This is a genomic window from Dactylosporangium aurantiacum (genome assembly GCF_000716715.1).
GTDB lineage: Bacteria > Actinomycetota > Actinomycetes > Mycobacteriales > Micromonosporaceae > Dactylosporangium > Dactylosporangium aurantiacum.
Genome location: NZ_JNYJ01000001.1, coordinates 327,954 through 347,336 on the forward strand (window position 1 = coordinate 327,954; position 19,383 = coordinate 347,336).

General features: G+C 74.1%; 18 protein-coding genes and 1 pseudogene. 12 read left to right on the plus strand and 7 right to left on the minus strand.

Going from position 1 to position 19,383, the window contains the following annotated elements; translation table 11 throughout:
* Window positions 1-4 precede the first annotated feature (4 nt).
* From pnuC to OP18_RS01510, 3 genes are read left to right on the plus strand one after another with little or no spacing between them, the layout of a single operon-like run.
* Window positions 5-619 (plus strand): nicotinamide riboside transporter PnuC, encoded by a 615-nt coding sequence (pnuC, locus tag OP18_RS01500; RefSeq protein ID WP_081970156.1) that lies wholly within the window; start codon window positions 5-7, stop codon window positions 617-619.
* Complete coding sequence (locus OP18_RS01505; RefSeq protein ID WP_033356771.1) at window positions 616-1,701, plus strand: AAA family ATPase; 1,086 nt, start codon at window positions 616-618, stop codon at window positions 1,699-1,701. The genes pnuC and OP18_RS01505 overlap by 4 nt, the downstream gene beginning before the upstream one ends.
* Before the next feature lie 10 nt (window positions 1,702-1,711).
* Window positions 1,712-2,638: an STM4015 family protein gene (locus OP18_RS01510; protein ID WP_033356772.1), complete on the plus strand. Its 927-nt coding sequence runs from the start codon at window positions 1,712-1,714 to the stop codon at window positions 2,636-2,638.
* Here OP18_RS01510 and OP18_RS60225 read toward each other — a convergent pair.
* Window positions 2,617-2,919 carry a hypothetical protein gene (locus OP18_RS60225; RefSeq protein WP_162189724.1) on the minus strand — a complete coding sequence of 101 codons (303 nt, stop codon included), beginning with the start codon at window positions 2,917-2,919 and terminating at the stop codon, window positions 2,617-2,619. The genes OP18_RS01510 and OP18_RS60225 overlap by 22 nt on opposite strands.
* Before the next feature lie 228 nt (window positions 2,920-3,147).
* Here OP18_RS60225 and OP18_RS51935 point away from each other — a divergent pair, with 228 nt between their 5' ends.
* From OP18_RS51935 to OP18_RS01530, 4 genes are read left to right on the plus strand one after another with little or no spacing between them, the layout of a single operon-like run.
* The gene (locus OP18_RS51935; RefSeq protein ID WP_052386059.1) at window positions 3,148-4,356 is read left to right on the plus strand and encodes an STM4014 family protein; all 1,209 of its coding nucleotides are present in this window, start codon (window positions 3,148-3,150) and stop codon (window positions 4,354-4,356) included.
* Window positions 4,353-5,147: an STM4013/SEN3800 family hydrolase gene (locus OP18_RS01520; protein ID WP_033356773.1), complete on the plus strand. Its 795-nt coding sequence runs from the start codon at window positions 4,353-4,355 to the stop codon at window positions 5,145-5,147. Before OP18_RS51935 ends, OP18_RS01520 begins: the two co-directional genes overlap by 4 nt.
* Window positions 5,147-6,448, plus strand: a complete 1,302-nt coding sequence (locus OP18_RS01525) for an STM4012 family radical SAM protein (protein WP_052386101.1) — start codon at window positions 5,147-5,149, stop codon at window positions 6,446-6,448. The genes OP18_RS01520 and OP18_RS01525 overlap by 1 nt, the downstream gene beginning before the upstream one ends.
* Complete coding sequence (locus tag OP18_RS01530; RefSeq protein ID WP_052386060.1) at window positions 6,445-7,335, plus strand: STM4011 family radical SAM protein; 891 nt, start codon at window positions 6,445-6,447, stop codon at window positions 7,333-7,335. The genes OP18_RS01525 and OP18_RS01530 overlap by 4 nt, the downstream gene beginning before the upstream one ends.
* Window positions 7,336-7,555: 220 nt before the next feature.
* Here OP18_RS01530 and typA read toward each other — a convergent pair whose 3' ends face one another.
* The gene (typA, locus tag OP18_RS01535) at window positions 7,556-9,421 is read right to left on the minus strand and encodes a translational GTPase TypA (protein ID WP_033357005.1); all 1,866 of its coding nucleotides are present in this window, start codon (window positions 9,419-9,421) and stop codon (window positions 7,556-7,558) included.
* A 154-nt stretch (window positions 9,422-9,575) separates the two neighbouring features.
* Between typA and OP18_RS01540 the strand changes: the two genes are divergently transcribed.
* Window positions 9,576-10,478 carry a lytic transglycosylase domain-containing protein gene (locus OP18_RS01540; protein WP_052386061.1) on the plus strand — a complete coding sequence of 301 codons (903 nt, stop codon included), beginning with the start codon at window positions 9,576-9,578 and terminating at the stop codon, window positions 10,476-10,478.
* A gap of 29 nt (window positions 10,479-10,507) precedes the next feature.
* Entirely contained in the window at window positions 10,508-12,277 is a 1,770-nt protein-coding gene (locus tag OP18_RS01545) for a CocE/NonD family hydrolase (protein ID WP_063745399.1), read from the plus strand.
* On the opposite strand, the gene OP18_RS01550 is transcribed toward OP18_RS01545, so the two are convergent.
* Together OP18_RS01550 and OP18_RS01555 are read right to left on the minus strand one after the other, a co-directional pair.
* Window positions 12,241-12,570, minus strand: coding sequence for a hypothetical protein (locus tag OP18_RS01550; RefSeq protein ID WP_033356775.1), 330 nt, complete (start codon window positions 12,568-12,570; stop codon window positions 12,241-12,243). The two genes, OP18_RS01545 and OP18_RS01550, sit on opposite strands and share 37 nt — an antisense overlap.
* A gap of 4 nt (window positions 12,571-12,574) precedes the next feature.
* Complete coding sequence (locus OP18_RS01555) at window positions 12,575-13,681, minus strand: winged helix DNA-binding domain-containing protein (protein ID WP_033356776.1); 1,107 nt, start codon at window positions 13,679-13,681, stop codon at window positions 12,575-12,577.
* A gap of 374 nt (window positions 13,682-14,055) precedes the next feature.
* Here OP18_RS01555 and OP18_RS01560 point away from each other — a divergent pair, with 374 nt between their 5' ends.
* On the plus strand, window positions 14,056-14,271 hold the full coding sequence (locus tag OP18_RS01560; protein WP_033356777.1) for a hypothetical protein: 216 nt from the start codon (window positions 14,056-14,058) through the stop codon (window positions 14,269-14,271).
* Window positions 14,272-14,597: 326 nt separating this feature from the next.
* On the opposite strand, the gene OP18_RS01565 is transcribed toward OP18_RS01560, so the two are convergent.
* Both OP18_RS01565 and OP18_RS01570 read right to left on the minus strand, forming a co-directional pair.
* Entirely contained in the window at window positions 14,598-15,863 is a 1,266-nt protein-coding gene (locus OP18_RS01565; RefSeq protein WP_052386062.1) for a DUF6745 domain-containing protein, read from the minus strand.
* Window positions 15,863-16,183, minus strand: a complete 321-nt coding sequence (locus tag OP18_RS01570; RefSeq protein ID WP_033356778.1) for a hypothetical protein — start codon at window positions 16,181-16,183, stop codon at window positions 15,863-15,865. Before OP18_RS01570 ends, OP18_RS01565 begins: the two co-directional genes overlap by 1 nt.
* 252 nt (window positions 16,184-16,435) lie before the next feature.
* Here OP18_RS01570 and OP18_RS01575 point away from each other — a divergent pair, with 252 nt between their 5' ends.
* Both OP18_RS01575 and OP18_RS01580 read left to right on the plus strand, forming a co-directional pair.
* Window positions 16,436-17,425: a terpene synthase family protein gene (locus OP18_RS01575; protein WP_033356779.1), complete on the plus strand. Its 990-nt coding sequence runs from the start codon at window positions 16,436-16,438 to the stop codon at window positions 17,423-17,425.
* A gap of 207 nt (window positions 17,426-17,632) precedes the next feature.
* Window positions 17,633-18,400 (plus strand): SAM-dependent methyltransferase, encoded by a 768-nt coding sequence (locus OP18_RS01580; protein WP_033356780.1) that lies wholly within the window; start codon window positions 17,633-17,635, stop codon window positions 18,398-18,400.
* 478 nt (window positions 18,401-18,878) lie between these two features.
* Here the strand turns inward: OP18_RS01580 and OP18_RS60230 are convergent.
* A pseudogene (locus tag OP18_RS60230) lies at window positions 18,879-19,331 on the minus strand (SRPBCC family protein); the annotation flags it as partial.
* Between the last annotated feature and the right edge of the window lie 52 nt (window positions 19,332-19,383).

The following is a 19,383-nucleotide window of genomic DNA, read 5'->3' on the forward strand; positions in this document are numbered from 1 at the left end:
CATCGTGCTCGACTGGCTCACATCTCCCGCCTTCCATGCGTTCGGTGCCCCGACCACGTGGGCGGAGCTGCTGGGTTTCCTCACCGGACTGGTCACGGTCTGGCTCGTCGTGCGCCAGCACGTCGCGAACTGGCCGGTCGGCATCGCCAACGTGCTGCTGCTCATGGTCGTGTTCCAGCACGTCGGCCTCTACGGCGACGCCTGGCTGCAGGTGGTCTACGTGATCCTCGGCGCCTACGGCTGGTGGCGGTGGCGTCCCGGTGCCACGACCGTAGTGCGTCGCACGACCAGCGTCGAGTGGGGTGCACTCGCCGTCGCCGGTGTGTTGCTCACCGTGATGCTGTGGTGGTACCTGGACCGGTTCACCGAGTCGACCGTGCCGTGGCCGGACGCCGCGACCACCGCCGTGTCGCTGCTGGCGACCTACGGCCAGACCCGCCGCCTGGTGGAGAGCTGGTGGCTGTGGATCGCCGTCGACGTCATGTACGTGCCGCTGTACGGGTACAAGAACCTCTGGCTCACCGCACTGCTCTACCTGGCGTTCCTCGGGCTCTGCGTCCTGGGCCTGCGTGCCTGGCGGGAGGCGCTGCGCGTCCAGCCGCAGCCGGTGCCGGCATGACGCACGGCCTGGTCGTCGGCAAGTTCTACCCGCCGCACGCCGGACACCACCACCTCATCGACACCGCGGCGCGCGCCTGCGACCGGGTCACCGTCGTCGTCGCGCCGTCCAGCGCCGAGTCCATCCCGCTGGAGACGCGCCTGGACTGGCTGCGCGAGGTGCACGAGGACACCCCGCACGTGCGGTTCGCCGGCGTGTACTGCGACCTGCCGATCGACTACGACGACCCCGACATCTGGCAGGCGCACGTCGACGTCTTCCGCGGTGCCGTCGGACCGTCCACAGTAGACGTAGTGTTCTCGTCCGAGGTGTACGGCGAGGAGCTGGCCCGACGATTCGGCGCCCGGCACGTGCCGGTCGACCCGGACCGCCGCGGCGTGCCGGTCTCGGGGACGGCCGTGCGCGCCGACCCGGTGGCGAACTGGGCGTTCCTGGCGCCGCCGGTGCGCGGCTGGCTCGCCCGCCGGGTGGTCGTCGTCGGCGCCGAGTCGACCGGCACCACCACCCTGGCGAAGGCCCTCGCCGCCCAGCTCCGGCTGCGCGGCGGCGCGTTCGCCGGCACGCGCTGGGTCCCCGAGTACGGCCGCACCCTCACGGAACTGAAGATGGCCGGCGGCGTCAAGGTCGAGGACCTCGTCTGGGACCGCGAGGACTTCCTGACCGTGGTGCGCGAGCAGAACGCCGCCGAGGACGCCGCCGCCCGGGCCGGCGGGCCGCTGCTGATCTGCGACACCGACGCGTTCGCCACCGCGATCTGGGAGGAGCGTTACCTCGGCTCCTCCTCGCCGCGGGTGCGCGCCGCCGCCCGCGAACCGGCCCTGTACCTGCTCACCTCGCACGGGGACGTGCCGTTCGAGGACGACGGGATGCGCGACGGCGAACATCTGCGAGCGTGGATGACCGACCGGTTCCGCGCCGAGCTCGCCGCCGGGCCGGTGCCGTGGATCGAGCTGACGGGGACGTACCGGACCAGGCTGCGCACCGCGCTCGCCGCGTGTGACGGGCTGCTCGCTCAGGGTTGGCGGTTCGCCGCGCCGCAGCTGCCGCGGCAGGCGCCGGGAATTGTCGGTGGGTCCTGTTAGGGTCCCGCGCATGAGGCACATCACGACGTTCGCCGGCCTTCCGGTGATCCAGTTCCAGCCCGGCGTCGTCGACAAGCTGGACGCGGAGGGCACCCCGCGCAGCGCCGTCGCCTGGCGGATCGAGACGGAGTACGAAGACGACGAGGAGGCGTTCCGCGCCGCCCTTGACCGGTGCCTCGACGTCGTCGGCGGCGCCTCCGTGCACGCCCTCGTCATCGGCCAGTGGGGCGAGGCGTATGACACCGCGCCGCCGCTGCACCTGCTCGTCGCCGCCCGCGCGCGGCTGCCGCACCTGCGGGCCCTGTTCCTCGGCGAGATGACCTCCGAGGAGTGCGAGATCTCCTGGATCAACCACACCGACGTGGCGCCGCTGCTGGCCGCGTTCCCGGGCCTGGAGATCCTGCGCATCCGCGGCGCCGACGGGCTGCAGCTGTCCCCGGTGCGGCACATGCGCCTGCGCGAGCTGGCGGTCGAGAGCGGCGGGCTGCCCGCGGTGTTCCTGCGCGGCCTCATCGACTCGCACCTGCCCGCCCTGACCGACCTGGAGCTGTGGCTCGGCGTCAGCCAATACGGCGGCGACATCACCGTCGACGATCTGGCGCCCGTCCTCAGCGGCGCCGGCATGCCCCGGCTGCGCCGCCTCGCCCTGCGCAACGCCGAGATCGCCGACCAGGTCGCGGCCGCGCTCGCCGGCGCACCGGTCGTGCCGCGCCTCGAGGAGCTCGACCTGTCCCTGGGCATCCTGTCCGACCGGGGCGCCGAGGCGCTGCTGCTCGGCCAGCCGCTGACCCACCTGCGGCGGCTCGACCTGTCCCACCATTTCATCTCGGCCGACCTGGCCGACCGGCTGCGGGCCGAGCTGCCCGGTGTCGACGTCGACCTGTCCGACACGCAGGAGGAGGAAGACGGCGAGCGCTACACGGCAGTGTCGGAATGACCACCATCACCGTCGTCGGCGTGCCGGGGCACCGGCGGGTCCGGCTGTTCCAGGACGCGGCGTTGGCGGCGGGTCTGCCCGAGCCGGCCGTCGTGAGCTGGCGTGACGTGTGCGCCGGGGTGTTCACGCTGGGCGCGGCCGAGGGTGCGGCGGCGGCTGACGGCGGTGCGGTGGGGGCTTCCGGCGGGGCGGGTGTCGTGGGCGGCCTCGCTCTGGGCGGCGATGGGGGGCGTGCTGCAGGCGGCGCGGGCGTCGGCCTCGCTGAGGTCGGCCTGGCTCACGGCGGCGGCCTGGCTGATGGCGGTGGTTCGGCTGACGGCGCTGGCTGGGCTGATGGCGGTGGTTGGGCTGATGGCGGTGGTTGGGCTGATGGCGGTGGTTGGGTTGACGGCGGCGGTTGGGTTGACGGCGGCGGTCGTGCGCTGGGTGCGGCGGGCGTCGGCGGTCGTGTGTCGGCGGCCGGTTGGGTGCGGCTGGAATCGCCCGGTGAGGATGCCGAGGTCGACCGGTTGCTGCGGGGTGCGGCGACGCCGGCCGCGCACGGTGAGATCGTCGGGCTCGCCGCCTGGCACCGGGGTCTCGTCGCGGCGGCCCGCCGGGTCGAGGCGCGCGGGGTGCCGCTGCTGACGGCGGTGGACGAGCTCGACGTCATGTTCGACAAGCGCCGCTGCCACGCGCTGCTGCGGTCCCGGGGCGTCGCGGTGCCCGAGGCGTATACCGCCGACGGCTACGAGGAGATCCGCGAGCGGGGGCGGCAGCGGGGCTGGCGCAGGGTGTTCGTGAAGCCGCCGCACGGGTCGTCGGCCTCGGGGGTGGTCGCGCTCGCGTTCGGCGGGGAGCGGGGGCGGGTCAGCGCGTACACGTCGGCGGTCCTCGACGGAGGCCGGCTGTTCAACGAGCTGCGGGTGCGGCACTACACCGACGAGCGGACCATCGCCGAGATCATCGACCGGCTGGCCGCCGAAGGCCGGCCCGCCGCGAGCGGTGGGGAGTACGCGAGCGGTGGGGATTACGCGACCGGCGGGCTGCACGTGGAGCGGTGGCTGGCGAAGGCGTCGCACGACGGTCTCGTGTTCGACCTGCGGGTGCTCGTCGTCGCCGGCCGGGTCAGCCACGTCGTCGTGCGCACCGGGCGGTCCCCGATGACCAACCTGCACCTCGGCAACGCCCGCGGTGACCTGGCCGGGGTCCGCGCCGCCGCCGGCGAGGAGCGCTGGGCCGCGGCGATGCGCACCTGTGAGGCGGCCGCCGCCTGCTTCCCGCGCAGCCTGCACGTCGGCGTGGACCTCATGTTCGGCCGTGACTACCGCACCCATGCGGTCGCCGAGGTCAACGCGTTCGGCGACCTGCTGCCGGGCCTGGTCGCCGGCGGGCGGGACACGTACGCGGCGGAGATCGAGGCCCTGCTGTCCGGCCGCTTCACACCCGCGGGCGTCGCGACACCCGCCGCCGTCACCACCCCGGCACCCGCTGCCCCAGCCCTCACGGGCGTCGCCGCACCGGCCGTCGCCGCACCGGCCGTCGGCGCACCGGGCGTCGCCGCACCGGGCGTCGCCGCACCGGGTGTAGCCGCACCGGGTGTAGCCGCACCGGGTGTCGGCGCACCGGGTGTCGCCGCACGGGTCGTGGCCGCTTCTTCCGCCGTGGCGCCGGCCCGCGTCGACGGCGCCGCGGACGGTGGCGACGAGGCGAGCCCGATGCTGGCAGGTGCCCGGTGAAGTCGCTCATCGGCAGCCACGACCTGCTCTTCGTCACGCTCGACACGCTGCGCTACGACGTCGCCGTGGGGCAGCTCGCGGCGGGGCGCACGCCCAACCTCGCCCGGGTGCTGCCGGGTGGGGTGTGGCAGCGGCGGCACACGCCGGCGTCGTTCACGTATGCGGCGCACCACGCGTTCTTCGGCGGGTTCCTGCCCACGCCGGTGACGCCGGGCCCGCACGAGCGGCCGTTCGCGGCGCGGTTCCCCGGCAGCACCACCGTCGGGGAGGACACGTGGGAGTTCGACGCCGCGGACGTGGTCACCGGGCTGCGTACCGCCGGGTACCACACGGTCTGCATCGGCGGGGTCGGCTTCTTCGCGATGACGTCGGCGCAGGGCGGGGTGCTGCCGGGGCTGTTCGACGAGGCGCACTGGACCCGCGACTTCGGCGTCACCAACCCCGCCTGCTTCGAGGCGCAGCTCGACCGGCTCAAGACGGTGCTGCCCGCGGACGGGCCGCTGTTCACGTTCGTCAACGTCGCCGCCATGCACCAGCCCAACCGGCACTACCTGCCCGGCGCCGCGCAGGACACGGTCGCGTCGCACGGGGCGGCGCTCGCGTACGTCGACCGGCACCTGCCGGTGCTGTTCGGGCTGGTCACGTCCCGGGGGCGGCCCTGCCACGTGATCATGTGCAGCGACCACGGCACCGCGTACGGCGAGGACGGGCACACCGGGCACCGCATCGCCCACGAGGTCGTGTGGACCGTGCCGTACGCCGAGTTCACGCTCGAGCCGGGGGAGTGGTGATGCTGGGCTCGCCGTACCAGGGGTATCTGTACGCGTACCCGCACAAGACCGCGTACCGGCCGCTGCGCCCGCGACCCAGGCTCGCCGACGTGTGGGCGGGCGAGGCGACGGACGCGCTGTTCCTCTACGTCCACGTGCCGTTCTGTGAGATGCGGTGCGGGTTCTGCAACCTGTTCACCCAGGCCAACCCGCCCGCCGCGCAGGTCACCGCGTACCTGGACCAGCTGCGGCGGCAGGCGGACCGGGTCGCGGCCGCGGTGCCCGGCGCGGCCTACGCCCGGGCGGCGATCGGCGGTGGCACCCCGACGTACCTGACGGCGGCGGAGCTGGAGCGGCTCTTCGACACCGTCGAACACGCCACCGGCGCCGACCTGCGGGCCGTGCCGACGTCGGTGGAGACGTCGCCGGCGACCGCGACCGCCGACCGGCTCGCGGTCCTGCTCGACCGCGGCACGACCAGGGTCAGCATCGGCGTGCAGAGCTTCCTCGACGCCGAGGCGCACGCCGCCGGCCGGCCGCAGCACCGCGCGGAGGTGGACCGGGCGCTCGACACGATCCGCGCCGCCGGGCCGGCCGAGCTCAACATCGACCTCATCTACGGCATCCCCGGCCAGACCGCCGGCACCTGGACCGGCTCGCTGCGCACCGCGCTGACGTGGCGGCCCGAGGAGCTGTACCTGTACCCGCTGTACGTGCGACCGATGACCGGCCTCGGCCGGCGCGCACCCGGCGCCCCCGACCCCGAGTGGGACGCGCAGCGCCTCGGCCTGTACCGGCTCGCCGTGGACCTGCTCGGCGCCGAGGGGTACGAGCAGCAGTCGATGCGCGCCTTCCGCCGGCGGGACGCGCCGCCGGTCGAGGGCCCGGGGTACTGCTGCCAGGACGACGGCATGGTCGGGCTCGGGTGCGGGGCGAGGTCGTACACGTCGCGGCTGCACTACTCGTTCGACTACGCGGTGAGCGTCCGGCAGGTGCGCGGCATCCTGGAGGACTACCTGGCGCGGCCCGCGGAGGACTTCGACGTCGCCGAGGTCGGCTTCGCGCTCGACGGCGTCGAGCAGCGCCGGCGCTGGCTGCTCAAGTCGCTGCTGCGGGCACCGGGCCTCGACCCGGCCGGGTACGCGGCACGGTTCGGCACCGACGTCGACGACGACTTCCCGGCGCTGCGGCTGCTGCGCGACACCGGCCACCTCGACGGGCACCGGCTGACCCCCGAAGGGCTCGCGCACTCCGACGCGATCGGGCCGTGGCTCACCTCCGACCACGTCCGCGCCGCCATGGCAGGGCACGTGCCACGATGAGGATCCTGTACCGCGGCCCGCTGGCGAGCTGCAACTACGACTGCGCGTACTGCCCGTTCGCGAAGCGCCGCGACCCGCCCGGGCTGCTGCGCGCCGACCGGGCAGCGCTCGAACGGTTCGTCGGCTGGGTCGAGGCGCACCCGGACGAGCCGACCGAGGTGCTGTTCACCCCGTGGGGTGAGGGGCTCACCCGGTCCTGGTACCGCGCGGCGCTGATCCGTCTGTCGCACCTGCCGCACGTCGGGCGGGCCGCGATCCAGACCAACCTCGCCGGCCGGCTCGACTGGGTCACCGACGCCGACCCCGGCACTCTGGCGCTGTGGTGCACGTTCCACCCCGGGCAGGTCAGCCTGGAGCGGTTCCTGCGGCAGGCGGCGACCCTGCACCGGCACGGCATCCGGCACTCGGTCGGCGTGGTCGGCCTGCCCGCCCACCACGCCGACGCCGTCGCGCTGCGCTCAGCGTTGCCCTCCGACGTGTACGTGTGGATCAACGCCGCCGACGGGCACACGTACACGCCGCAGGAGGAAGCGGCGTGGACCGCGATCGACCCGTGGTTCGGCTACAGCGTCCGGCCGCACCCGTCGCTGGGCCGCTCCTGCCGCACCGGCGACGAGGTGATCTCCGTCCTCGGCGACGGCACCGTCCGGCGCTGCCACTTCGTGCAGGAGCCCCTCGGCAACCTGTACGACGGCAGCTGGCGCCCGACCGCGGCGCCCTGCCCGAAGCGGGAGTGCGACTGCCACATCGGCTACGTCCACCTGCGGACCCTGCCGCTGTACGAGGTGTTCGCCGGCGGCGTGTTGGAGCGGGTGCCGCACGAGCTCCCGCTGTGGTCAGTGCCGCCCGCGTCGCTGGGAGAGGCCCCCGCCGGCCCCGGATGGTGACACGCTCACCGGCCCGGGACACCCCGTGTCCTGCGTCGCGTCCGGGCGCAGCACCGTGGACCCCGGACACGCGGATCGGGCGCAGCACCGTGGACCCCGGACACGCGGAACGGGCGCAGCACCGTGGACCCCGGACACGCGGAACGGGCACAGCACCGTGGACCTTGGACACGCGGAACGGGGGCCGCCGCGGCAGCCCCCGTCCATCACGTCACACCGCTCAGGCGTGCGCGCGCTTGCGGGCGACCCGCTCGCGGTCCTTCTGGTCGAGCATGACCTTGCGGATGCGGACCGCGGTCGGGGTGACCTCGACGCACTCGTCCTCGCGGCAGAACTCGAGGGCCTGCTCCAGGGTGAGCTTGCGCGGCGGGATCAGCTTCTCCGTCTCGTCGGCGGCGGAGGAGCGCATGTTGGTGAGCTTCTTCTCCTTGGTGATGTTGACGTCCATGTCGTCGGCGCGGGAGTTCTCGCCGACGATCATGCCCTCGTACACCTCGGTGGTGGGCTCGATGAACATCGAGCCGCGCTCCTGCAGGTTCATCATCGCGAACGGGGTGGCGACGCCGGCCCGGTCGGCGACGAGGGAGCCGGTGGCGCGCATGCGCAGCTCGCCGAACCACGGCTCGTACTTCTCGAAGACGTGGTGCAGGATGCCGGTGCCGCGGGTGTCGGTGAGGAACTCGGTCCGGAACCCGATGAGGCCGCGGGCCGGGACCAGCCACTCCATGCGGATCCAGCCGGTGCCGTGGTTCACCATCTGCTCCATGCGGCCCTTGCGGGTGGCCAGCAGCTGGGTGATCGCGCCGAGGTACTCCTCGGGGGCGTCGATAGTGAGCCGCTCGACGGGCTCGTGGATCTTGCCGTCGACCTCGCGGGTGACGACCTGCGGCTTGCCGACGGTCAGCTCGTAACCCTCGCGGCGCATCTGCTCGACGAGGATCGCCAGGGCCAGCTCGCCGCGGCCCTGGACCTCCCAGGTGTCGGGACGCTCGGTGGGCAGGATGCGCAGCGAGACGTTGCCGATCATCTCCCGGTCGAGCCGGTCCTTGACCAGCCGCGCGGTGACCTTGGTGCCCTTGACCTTGCCGGCGAGGGGCGAGTTGTTGGTGCCGATGGTCATCGAGATCGCCGGCTCGTCGACGGTGATGAGGGGCAGCGCGACCGGGTTCTCGGCGTCGGCGAGGGTCTCGCCGATCATGATCTCGGGGATGCCGGCGAGGGCGATGATGTCGCCCGGCCCGGCCTCCTCGGCCGGCTTGCGCTCCAGGCCCTGCGTCATCAGCAGCTCGGAGATCCGCACGTTCTGCACGGTGCCGTCGGTGCGGATCCAGGCGACGGTCTGGCCCTTGCGGATGCGGCCCTCGCGGACCCGGCACAGGGCGAGGCGGCCGAGGAACGGCGACGCGTCGAGGTTGGTGACGTGCGCCTGCAGCGGCGCGCCCTCCGTGTACGACGGGGCCGGGATCGTGCTCAGCAGCGTCTGGAACAGCGGCTGCAGGTCGTTGCTGTCGGCGGGGACGGTGCCGTCCTCGGGCTGGCTCAGCGAGGCGACGCCGTCGCGGGCGCACGCGTAGACGATCGGGAACTCGATCTGGTGCTCGTCGGCGTCGAGGTCGAGGAAGAGCTCGTACGTCTCGTCGATGACCTCCTTGATCCGCGCGTCGGGGCGGTCCACCTTGTTGATCACCAGGATGATCGGCAGTCGCGCCTTCAGGGCCTTGCGCAGCACGAACCGGGTCTGCGGCAGGGGGCCCTCGCTGGCGTCGACGAGCAGGACGACGCCGTCGACCATGGTCAGGCCGCGCTCGACCTCGCCGCCGAAGTCGGCGTGGCCGGGCGTGTCGATGATGTTGATCGTGGTCGGGGCGCTGCCGTCGGCGGGGACGTAGCGCACGGCGGTGTTCTTGGCGAGAATGGTGATGCCCTTCTCGCGCTCGAGGTCCATCGAGTCCATTACCCGGTCGACCTGCTCCGCGCGCGCGTGGAACGCGCCGCTCTGCCGCAGCATCGCGTCGACAAGGGTGGTCTTGCCGTGGTCGACATGAGCGACGATGGCGACGTTGCGGAGGTCTGAACGGGTCTGCATGGCCTCCATTGTTCCAGGCCGCCCGGCGGCGCCGTCACGCACAGTGCGCGATGTGACGTTCCGCGCCCCGCTCATCGTTTTCACCGGGCCCGGCGTCATAGGGGACAGCGGGCCGCGGCCGTCCGCGATAGCGTGCCAGGACGGGGAGGCATCGATGAGCTACGGCAGTTTCTACGACGAGGACGACACTCACGAGCAGCGCTGGGGCGATCCCGCCGCGGCGCCGCGCCGCCGGCGCCTGGGGTTGATCTTCCTGGTCGGCGCGCTGGTCGTGGTGGTGCTCATCGCGGTCGGCGGGCTGGCCGTGCTGATGAAGGGTGAGGACCCGGTGCCCGCGTCGGTCGGCGCGCGGCAGACCTCGGCGGCCGCGGAGCCGAGCGCCGAGGAGAGCGAGACGGCCGTGGAGACCACGTCGGCGCCGCCGCCGAGCCCGTCGCCGTCCGCCACGCCGTCGAAGAGCCCGGCGGCGAAGAAGTCGATCGCGCCGCCGAAGCAGACGGCGCTGCCCCCGCCGCCGCCGAAGACCAGCACCAAGCCCGGCTGCGTGCCGGAGTACAAGGGCACCCAGCTGCCGAAGTCGACGGTCCGCGAATATCTCGACGCCGCCGCGGTCAAGCAGTTCTGGGGCGCCAACACCACCGCCGAGGTGCAGGCGATCCGGGTGCCGAAACGCCTGCTGTACGGGGTCGCCGAGCAGGAGAGCGGCTGGCAGTCCAACATCTACGCCTGTGACGGCGGGGTCGGCGTCATGCAGATCATGCCCAACACCGAGACATGGATGAACCAGCGGTTCGGCACCTCGTGGAAGATCGGCACGCCGCACGACAACGTGATGCTCGGCGGGCAGTACCTCGCCTGGGCGATCCGGTACTTCGGCGAGCAGCTCGGCACGTTCGACATCATGGGCACCGACCCGACCCTGCTCAACGCGGTGATCTCCGCGTACAACAACGGCGCCGGCGCCGTCGACCTGACCAAGGGTGACGCCGGGATCACCAACTGGACGTACGTCAACAACGTCAAGGCCCTCATGGGTCGCTGCTGCAACAACTACTAGCCGAGCGCCAGGGGCTAACGTAGGGCGGCATGAGGCTCGACCCGGTAGGCCGACTGCTGAAGCTGCCGCCCGCGCTGACCGGGCGGGTCCGCGTCACCAAGGGCATCCCGGTCCGGATGCGCGACGGTGCGATCCTGCGCGCCGACCACTACGGACCGGCTCTCGACGCAGAGCTGCCCACGGTGCTGGTGCGCACCCCCTACGGCCGGGGCGCGCCGACCAGCCTGCTGTGCCGGGCCGTCGCGCAGCGCGGCTTCAACGTGCTCATCCAGTCCTGCCGCGGGACCGCCGACTCGGGCGGCACGTTCGAGCCGCTGCTGCAGGAGCGTGAGGACGGCCTCGACACGCTCGACTGGTTGCGGTTGCAGCGCTGGTACGACGGCCGCCTGCTCACCTACGGGCCCAGCTATGTCGGGTTCGTGCAGTGGGCCCTGGCCGCCGAGGCGGGTGACGAGCTCAAGGCGATGGCCACGATCGTCACCGCGTCGGACTTCGGCCCGCCCACGTACGCCGGCGGCGCGTTCTCCCTGGACACCGTCCTGACCTGGTCGGCGATCCTCGACGCGCAGCGCGGCGCGCGCCTGGACAACGCCGTCGAGCTGCTGCGCGGCCAGCCGAGGCTGCAGCGCGGCCTGGCCCGGGTCCCCCTGGCCGAGGCCGACCGGATCACCACCGGCGCCGAGATCGAGTTCTTCCAGCGGTGGCTCGCCGAGGCCGACCCGACCTCCGCGTACTGGACGCAGCGCGGCCACGCCCACAGCCTGCCGAAGGTCACCGCGCCGGTGCTCATGATCGGCGGCTGGTACGACATCTTCCTGCCGTGGCAGCTCAACGACTACGCCGCGCTGCGGGCCGCCGGCGCCCAGCCGCACCTGACCGTCGGGCCGTGGCACCACGGCAGCCCCGGGCTGTTCCAGCACTCCGCGGCCGAGGCCGTCGCCTGGTTCCTCGCCCACACCGGCGGCCCCGAACGCGTCCGCGAGCACCCGGTGCGGGTCCACGTCGGGGGCACCGGCGCCTGGCGCGACCTGGCGGAATGGCCGCCGACCGAGAGCCATCCGCAGCGTTGGTACCTGCACCGCGACGCCGCCCTCCGCCCGGTGCCGGCACCGGACGGCGAACGCCTCGACGGCTTCACGTACGACCCGAAACAGCCGACGCCGGCGCTCGGCGGCCCCCGGCTCATCGGCAAGATCTCCGGCCGGCGCGACAACCGCCCCCTGGAGGCCCGCGCCGACGTGCTGACCTTCACCTCGGCGCCGCTCACCGAGCCCCTCGAGGTCGTCGGCCCGGTCTGCGCCGACATCACGGTCCACGCGACCCGCGCCCGGCCGTCCGGCGCCGCGCCCCGCCCCGGCGACGGCGTGCCGTCCTTCGACGTGTTCGTCCGGTTGTGCGAGGTCGACGAGCAGGACCGCTCGTGGAACATCTGCGACGGCCTCGCCCGCGCCGCCGCCCCGCAGGCCGACCCGGAGGCGGGCACCGGGGACCCGGCGGACGCGGCCGGGCGGGTGGTGCGGGTGGAGCTGTGGCCGACCGCGTACCGGTTCGCGGCGGGTCGCCGCATCCGGGTGCAGGTGAGCGGCGGGGCGCATCCGCGGTTCTCCCGCAACCCGGGCACGGGCGCGCCGCTCGGCCACGAGCTGGAGCTGCACGCCGTCCGGCAGGAGATCCTCGCCCCGTCGTCGGTCACCCTGCCGGTGCTGCCGGTGTCCCCCGACTCACCAGAGTCACCGGTGTCGCCGGAGTGGGAGCCGGCGGGTCAGTCCTCGAACGTCGACGGGCCGACGTCGGTGTAGGTGCCGGCGTCGGCGTCCCACTCGAACTGCCGCCCCTCGGAGCCCGCGCTGACGATCTTGCCGAACGCCGGGTACCGCTCGACGAGCCACTCCAGGTCCGGCATGAGCAGCTCACCGGCGTCGGCGAGCTGTTCGTCGGTCTCGTCGCCGACCAGCAGGTTCCACCCGCTGGCCTTGCGACCGTCGGGCGCCGCGGGCAGGGTGGCGTCCTCGGGGTCGTGGTACACGTACCCGGGCAGCAGCGACTCGTCCTCCACCAGCCGTCGCGACGCGAACGCGATCAAGTAGCTCATGTCCTCAAGTATCCCCGCGCTCGACGGTGACCTCGGCGGTGGGGAGCCCCCGCGCCGCCGCCAGCCACTGCGCCTCGGCCTCGACCGCCGCCCGGACCGGCGCGCGCAGCGGCACCCACGGCGCCACGGTCACCGCGAGCCGCTTCCCGGCGACCTTCGCCCGCCACGTCCCGGCGAGGTCCCCGTCGAGCAGCAGCACCCCCGGGTTGCCCAGCGCCCGCCACACCTCCCGCTCCCGCGCCTTGTCGGGCGTCAGCACCGACCGGTCCCGCGCCTGCAGGAACGGGTCGGACGACGGCAGCAGGCGCACACCGCGGACCGGCTCGGCGGCCAGCAGCGCGTCCAGCGACTCCGGCGGTATCCACGCCGCGCGCCCGTCGACGGTCACCTCGGCGAGCCCGCCGGGCCACGCCGGCCGCAGCGCCGTCACGGTCGTGCCGAAGTACTTGGCGACGTCGCCGGGCGTGGCGGGGCCGAGCAGCCGCAGGTACGCGTGGATGAGCCCGGACGGGTCCCCGGGCCCGTCGGGAACGCCGACCGGGCCGGACCCGCCGTCGACGGGGAGCAGGACGGTCGTCGCGGCGGTCTCGTCGAGCTGGACGCCGCCGGCGAGCCCGGCCTGCTGGAAGATCGCCCCCGAGATGTGCTGGGCCTTGCACGGGCCGCAGTAGTAGGTCAAGGCGTCGGGGACGCGGTCGCTGACGCCGCGGCTCGCGTCGCCCTTCGAGGTCGGACCGGTCACGACGGCCGCGAACGCCTCGGCGGTCGCCCGGAACGCCGCCATCCCCAGCTTCCCGCCGTCGGGAATCAGCTTCGTCGCGAACCGCGCCGCCGCGTCGGCGTCGCTGATCGGCCACAGCGCCGTGACCAGGCCCGGCAGGTCAGCGGTCCGGTGCAGGTGCCGGGCGCCCCGCGCCGACCAGACCAGGCTCAACGGCGCGTCGAACCGGCTCGTGCGCGCCGCGAGCGCCTGCCGCGCCGTGCCGGCCGGCACGTTGGCCACCCCGAGGTCGAGGACGGCCAGGTCACCGGGGTCGGCGTCGACCCGTTCGTGCAGCTGGTTGGTGATGATCCGGTACGCGAGCACCGTCGCCCGCCCGACGTTCGCCATCGCCTCATTCTCGTGCCGCCTGCGCCGCCCCGCATCCCGGTCCCCGACAGCGACCGGCCGCCGCTACCAGGTGACCCGGGTGGAAGGTGGCGAGCGCCGCGCCGGTCGCGCGGAGGCCGGCCGGCGCGCCACGCCCGCCTGGCGCGGCCGGCCGCGGACGTCGTCCCGGTTACCCGGCGGCATGGTCGGCGCGCCTCGCCCGTGGCCCGGAGGTGGGCCTCGCCCGGTCACCCGGAGATGGTCGGGGTCGCGAGAGTTGCCCCGCTCAGGTCGCCGAGCGCCGGACGGGGACGCCAGGCGCGGCGGCCGTGCTTGCGGCCTCGCCCTCGGTCGCGTGCTTGCGGGCTCGCCCCCGGTAGGCGGACGATCGAACCATGACCAGTGACGTGAGCGGGGCCGGCGACGGCTCGGGCGAGATCAGGTTCACCGATCCGGAGCTCGCGTTCCTGCGGCATGCCAGGTTCGGCGAGCTGCCGCCCAGGGTCCGCCCCTCCGACACGGTCGAACTGGTCGAGACCGACCCGCGGCGCGACTGGCCCGACGTCGGCCCCAGCCGTGCCCAGGCCGAGGTCCAGGGCGCCGGCGGCTGACCACGCCGCCGCCGCGCGGCAGCGACCCGCAGGCCGCCCATGGCCGACCGTGCCCGTCGCCGCGCCAGGCAGCCACCGGCACAACGCCCGGGCGGACCGCGCCCCGTCGTCGCGCCCGCCGCCGGACCCGCAGGCCGCCCATGCCCCGCCGGACCCGCAGGCCGCCCATGCCGGGCCGGGCTCGTCGCCGCGCGCCGCAGCCACCGGCACGACACCCGGGCGGACCGTGCCCCGTCGCCGGACCCGCCGGCAGCCCACGGCCGACCGCGCCCGTTGCCGCGTGCGGCAGCGACCGGCGCGAACACCCGTGGCGGGTCGTCACAGGGTCACGTCTGGACCAGGGGCTGATACTCCTCCTCGGTGAGGCCGAACGTCCATGCCACGCCGGCCCGGGGCGTGCGGGTCGTCGGGGGCACGCGCAGCCAGTAGACGCGGCTGGTGCCGTCGGGCTCCGGGGTGCTGTTGACGACCTCGACCATCGTCAGGGGCTCGTCGTCGGCGAACGTCAGCTGCCACAGCACGCCGCACGCGTCGGCGCCGAGGCGGCGGGCGCCGGCCTCGCGCAGGTAGCGCTCGTAGCCGAAGTGCTCGAGCATGACGCGGCGCAGCTCGGCGTTGCGCTCGGCGGCGATCTGGGCGTGGGTGAGGTGGGCGAGCCGGTCGACGAGGTCGGACGGGATCGGCATGCCGCGCCAGGCGTGCAGCGCGAACCCGTCGCTGTAGTGCAGCGCCGGGGTCTGCGCCGCGTGCAGCCGGCCGACGTTGTCGCGGTGCAGCTCGTCGGGGCGGTCGGTGAGGATCGCGACGTTGGCGTACGGCCACCACCAGCCGGCGGAGCGGGCCAGCCCGGCCAGCCCGGCGAGGCGCTGCGCCGCGGCGAGCACCGCCGCGGGGGTCTCGCCCCGGGAGTGGTCGGCGCGGGAGGCGGCGGCGTCGAACGCGGCGAGCCACCCCGCGTCGTGCTGGCCGCCGACGGCGTCGAGGAGCACCGCCCGCACGTGGGTGGGCAGCTCGTTGCGCAGGTGGGTGCGCAGCGGCGTGGCGACCCGGTCGTTGACCATCCGCCAGACGTCGGCGCCGCACGCCGCCCACAGCCGGGCCCAGCCGTCGGGGCCGAGCAACTCGTGGACCTCGGCGCGGGCCGCGGCCCAGGGAGTGGTGCGCACCTGCGCGCGGACCGACACCCCGGCCGTGCCCGGGACCGGCGGGCAGCCCTGTGCGCGCAGCTCCTCGGCGACGGCGAGATCACCGGCGGCCTCGGTCGTGGTGACGCCCAGGCGGGCGGTGGGCAGGGTGAGGCCGGCCCGGGCGGCGCGCCGCGCGGCGGTGGTCATCGGCCGCTCGGGGAGGGGGCCCGGCAGGTCGCGGCGGCCGGTCAGCAGCGCCGCCGCCCGGGCGCCCGCCGCCGGCGAGGCGAACCACACCACGTGCGCGGGCTCGGGCAGGCCGGCGCAGCGATACGCCAGGCGGACCGCGTCGGCGGCGGCGGCGCGGTCGGCGGGGGCCGTGGACAGGCCCGCGGCCAGCCACTTCGCCGCGTTGGCGCCGAGCGCCGCGGCGCTGGTCTCGTCGGTCAGCGGGGTCGTGGTCATCAGTCGGCCACCGGACGCCACGAGCCGGGCACATACTCCCGCTGGCGGATGATCCGATAGGTGCCGGCGGGGACCGTGATCGTGGCGTGCTCCTCGTGCACGACCCGGGCCCGGGTCACGACCTTCACGAACAGCCGGTCGATGTCGTCGCGGTCGGCGAGCAGCAGCGTGTCGGGGCCGACGATCACGTGGGCGTGGCCGGTCGCCTCGCCGCGGGCGAGGATCATGCGGCCGGAGCGGTCGCGCGGGGCGGGCACCGCGGTCGCCGGCACCTCGCCGGCGGTGATGGGCACCAGCAGGACGTCACCTTGTCGATACACGGGTCGGACCTCCCCAGCGGGAAACAGACGTTCGAACCAGCAGCACGCACGATATCCGGGGGGTACGACACTTTTCCGTCCGGCGCCCGCACGCGCCGCCGGGGATCCGTCCGGTCAAGCCCATTAGCGACGCTGTACGGACAGTGCACGACCAGACAAACATGGAGATACCTGGTCGAAGCCAGCGAACAGGGTCGCGTAAAGCGGGAAAAGACGCGACCATGAATACCTCGCGGCGCAAGGGGGTGCATCATGCAGTCGACGCTCGCGGTCCTGTGCCCGTTCACGCCGCGCCTGTCGCCACACGCGGACGCCGTGCAGCGCTGGTCGCTGCAGTGGGCGACCAGGCACGGTCTGCTGGACCGGCCGGGCGCGCGGGCCGTGTTCGCCCGGGCCAGGTTCGCCAACCTGATGGCCCGCACGTATCCGGACGCCGCCGCCGCCGACCTGCGGCTGGCCACGGCGTGGCTGATCAGCGTCTTCGCCCTTGACGACCGCCTCGAACGCGCCGGCGGGCCGGCCGCGACCCGCCACCACGTCGACGAGGTCCGGCGCCTGCTGCGCGACGAGGACCACGGCAAAGGGCTGCCGAAAGGCCACCTGCGCGCGCTCGGCGAGGTGTGGCGCCGCACCCGGGACCGGGTCAGCCCGGCCTGGCGGGAGCGGTTCACCGGCCACATCGGCGAGTATCTGGAGGCCACCGTCTGGGAGGCCGGCAACCGGGCCGCGAACCGTCCGCCGCCCGTGGCCGAGTACCGCGTCATGCGGTTCCGCACCGCCGCCGTCGACATGTTCTTCGACCTCATCGAGCCGCTGCACGGCGTCGAGCTGCCCGCGGCGGTCCTCGCCGACCGCGACTTCGCCGCGATGCGCCGCGCCGCCGGGATGATCACCGCGATCTTCAACGACCTGGTGTCGTGGCCGAAGGAAGAGGCCGCCGGCGACCATCACAACATCGTCCTCGCGCTGCGGCACGAGCGGCGCCTGCCGGTCGAGGCCGCGGTGCGGGCCGCCGTCGGCGAGCACGACGCGCTGGTCGACGACTTCGTGGCGGCCCGGGCACGGTTCGCGGCCGGACCTCTCGCCGGGGACCCCGCGGTCGCGGTCGTCGCCGCCGACCTCGCCCACTGGATCCGCGGCAACGTCGACTGGTCGATGGAGTCCGGCCGGTACACCCCCGCGGAGGTCCCGGGCGAGGGCAGCCCGATCGCGGTCCCCGCGCAGCGCCGGTCCGTCGAGTAGCCCACCGGCCCGTCGGAGAAAACCGCTGGGGCGTCGGCGCCGTCGCTGGTACGGTCGCCGCAGCTCACTTCTTGGAGGATGCCATGCCTGCCCGGGCCACAGTCCCGGGTCGCCGGTGACCACGGGCCGACAGGGTCCGGCGGGTCGCCGAGGCGTGCCCGGGCGACGACGTTCCCCGATCATGCACGTCCAAGAGGAGATCCTCGGTTGTCACCGCACGTCCCTTCCGCGTGGTACGCGGACTTCTTCACCGAGCTGCCCAACGAGTTCTGGCGCCGCGTCGCGTCGCCGCAGCTGACCGCCGCCGACGTCGGCTTCGTGCAGAAGCGGCTGGGGCTGGCGCCCGGCTCGCGCCTGCTCGACGTGCCCTGCGGCAGCGGCCGGCACAGCCTCGCCCTCGCCGCCCTGGGGCACCGGGTCACCGGCGTGGACCTGTCCGCGGAGGCGATCGGGCACGCCCGGCGCGCCGCGGCACGGGAGGACCATGCCGCCGGGTCCGTCGAGTTCGTCGTCGCCGACATGCGCGACATCCCGCGCGACGGCGACTTCGACGCGGTGCTCTGCCTCGGCAACAGCTTCGGCTACCTGGAGCCCGACGACCTGACCGTGTTCATCGCGGCGGCCGCCGCGGCGCTGCGGCCCGGCGGCGGGCTCGTCGTGGACTTCGCCGCCGCGGCGGAGAGCGTCCTGCCCGGCTTCACGGGGCAGGACCGGGTGATGCACACCGGCGACATCACCGTCGAGACGGGCACCGTGTACGACGTCGCCGCGAGCCGGCTGCTCAGCACGTACACGTTCACGCGCGGCGGGCGGCGGCACACCGCGACGGCCGTGCACCACGTGTACACCAGCGGCCACATCGGCAGGCTGCTGCGCGACGGCGGGTTCACCGACGTGGCGTGGTTCGGCGGGCCGGACGGTGCGCCGTTCACGGTGGGCAGCGGCCGGCTGCTCGTCACCGCCCGGCGCGGCTGACCCCGCACGCACGCCGGCCGGCCAGCGCGAACGCTGACCGGCCGGCGTGTTTTTCCGGTGCGGTGGAGAGCAGGGCTCAGATGGGCCGCGGCGGCTCGTCGTCGGTGTCCCGCCGCAGGTCCGGCGCCGCCTGCGTGGCGTCGGAGCCGGACTCGTCGGGGGAGCGGGTCGCCGCACCGGGCGGTGTCGTCCCCGGCGCGATCCAGGACCCCGGCTTCGGCGTCGCCGGGGAAGCCCCGCCGGTGGTGGCACCGCCGGTCGAGGGCATGCCGGTGGAAGGCGTGCCGGTGGAAGGCGGGCCGGAAGGCATCGGGATCGCCCCACCCGTGCCACCGCCGGTGGAAGGCATGGTCCCGCCGGTGGAAGGCATGGTCCCGCCCGTGGAAGGCATCGTGCCGCCGGACGGCGGGGCGGTGGTCGTACCGACGCCGGACGGACCCGCACCGGTGGTCGCGGCGGTGCCGGACCGGCCCGCGCCGGGCTGCTCCACGTCGCCGCGCCACGCGCCGGTCTCCGTGCCGCGGTGCTCGATGAACTCGCGGAACTTCGCCATGTCGGCCTTGATCAGCCGGTCCACGATGCCGACCTTGTCGGCGACGTTCTCGACGAACCCCTCGGGGTCGATGTCGAGCTGCGCCGTCACCCGGCTGTGGGTGTCGTCGAGCCGGTGGAAGGTGACCACACCGGCGTGCTTCGGGCCCTCGGTCGAGGTCCAGGCGACCCGCTCGTCCGGGTGCTGCTCGGTGATGCGGGCGTCGAACTCGCGACGTACCCCACCGAACTCGACCACCCAGTGCAGCCTGGTGTCGTCGAGCTGGCGGATCTCCCGCACGCTGTTCATGAACGCCGGGAACTCCTCGAACTGGGTCCACTGGTTGTACGCGGTCCGGACGGGCACGGCCACGTCCACGGTCTCCACAACCTGACTCATGTGCGATCACTCCTCTCGGTGCTCACTTCTGGCTACCCGGCCAGGGTGAGGG

Bases quoted from the DNA above. Each gene is read 5' to 3' on its own strand.
- OP18_RS01555 (WP_033356776.1), bottom strand. From the start codon at position 13,681: ATGGCGAACGTCGGGCGGGCGACGGTGCTCGCGTACCGGATCATCACC.
- OP18_RS01505 (WP_033356771.1), top strand. From the start codon at position 616: ATGACGCACGGCCTGGTCGTCGGCAAGTTCTACCCGCCGCACGCCGGA.
- typA (WP_033357005.1), bottom strand. From the start codon at position 9,421: ATGCAGACCCGTTCAGACCTCCGCAACGTCGCCATCGTCGCTCATGTC.
- OP18_RS01550 (WP_033356775.1), bottom strand. From the start codon at position 12,570: ATGAGCTACTTGATCGCGTTCGCGTCGCGACGGCTGGTGGAGGACGAG.
- OP18_RS01560 (WP_033356777.1), top strand. From the start codon at position 14,056: ATGACCAGTGACGTGAGCGGGGCCGGCGACGGCTCGGGCGAGATCAGG.
- OP18_RS01530 (WP_052386060.1), top strand. From the start codon at position 6,445: ATGAGGATCCTGTACCGCGGCCCGCTGGCGAGCTGCAACTACGACTGC.
- OP18_RS01510 (WP_033356772.1), top strand. From the start codon at position 1,712: ATGAGGCACATCACGACGTTCGCCGGCCTTCCGGTGATCCAGTTCCAG.
- OP18_RS01540 (WP_052386061.1), top strand. From the start codon at position 9,576: ATGAGCTACGGCAGTTTCTACGACGAGGACGACACTCACGAGCAGCGC.
- OP18_RS01525 (WP_052386101.1), top strand. From the start codon at position 5,147: ATGCTGGGCTCGCCGTACCAGGGGTATCTGTACGCGTACCCGCACAAG.
- OP18_RS01575 (WP_033356779.1), top strand. From the start codon at position 16,436: ATGCAGTCGACGCTCGCGGTCCTGTGCCCGTTCACGCCGCGCCTGTCG.
- OP18_RS01545 (WP_063745399.1), top strand. From the start codon at position 10,508: ATGAGGCTCGACCCGGTAGGCCGACTGCTGAAGCTGCCGCCCGCGCTG.
- OP18_RS01565 (WP_052386062.1), bottom strand. From the start codon at position 15,863: ATGACCACGACCCCGCTGACCGACGAGACCAGCGCCGCGGCGCTCGGC.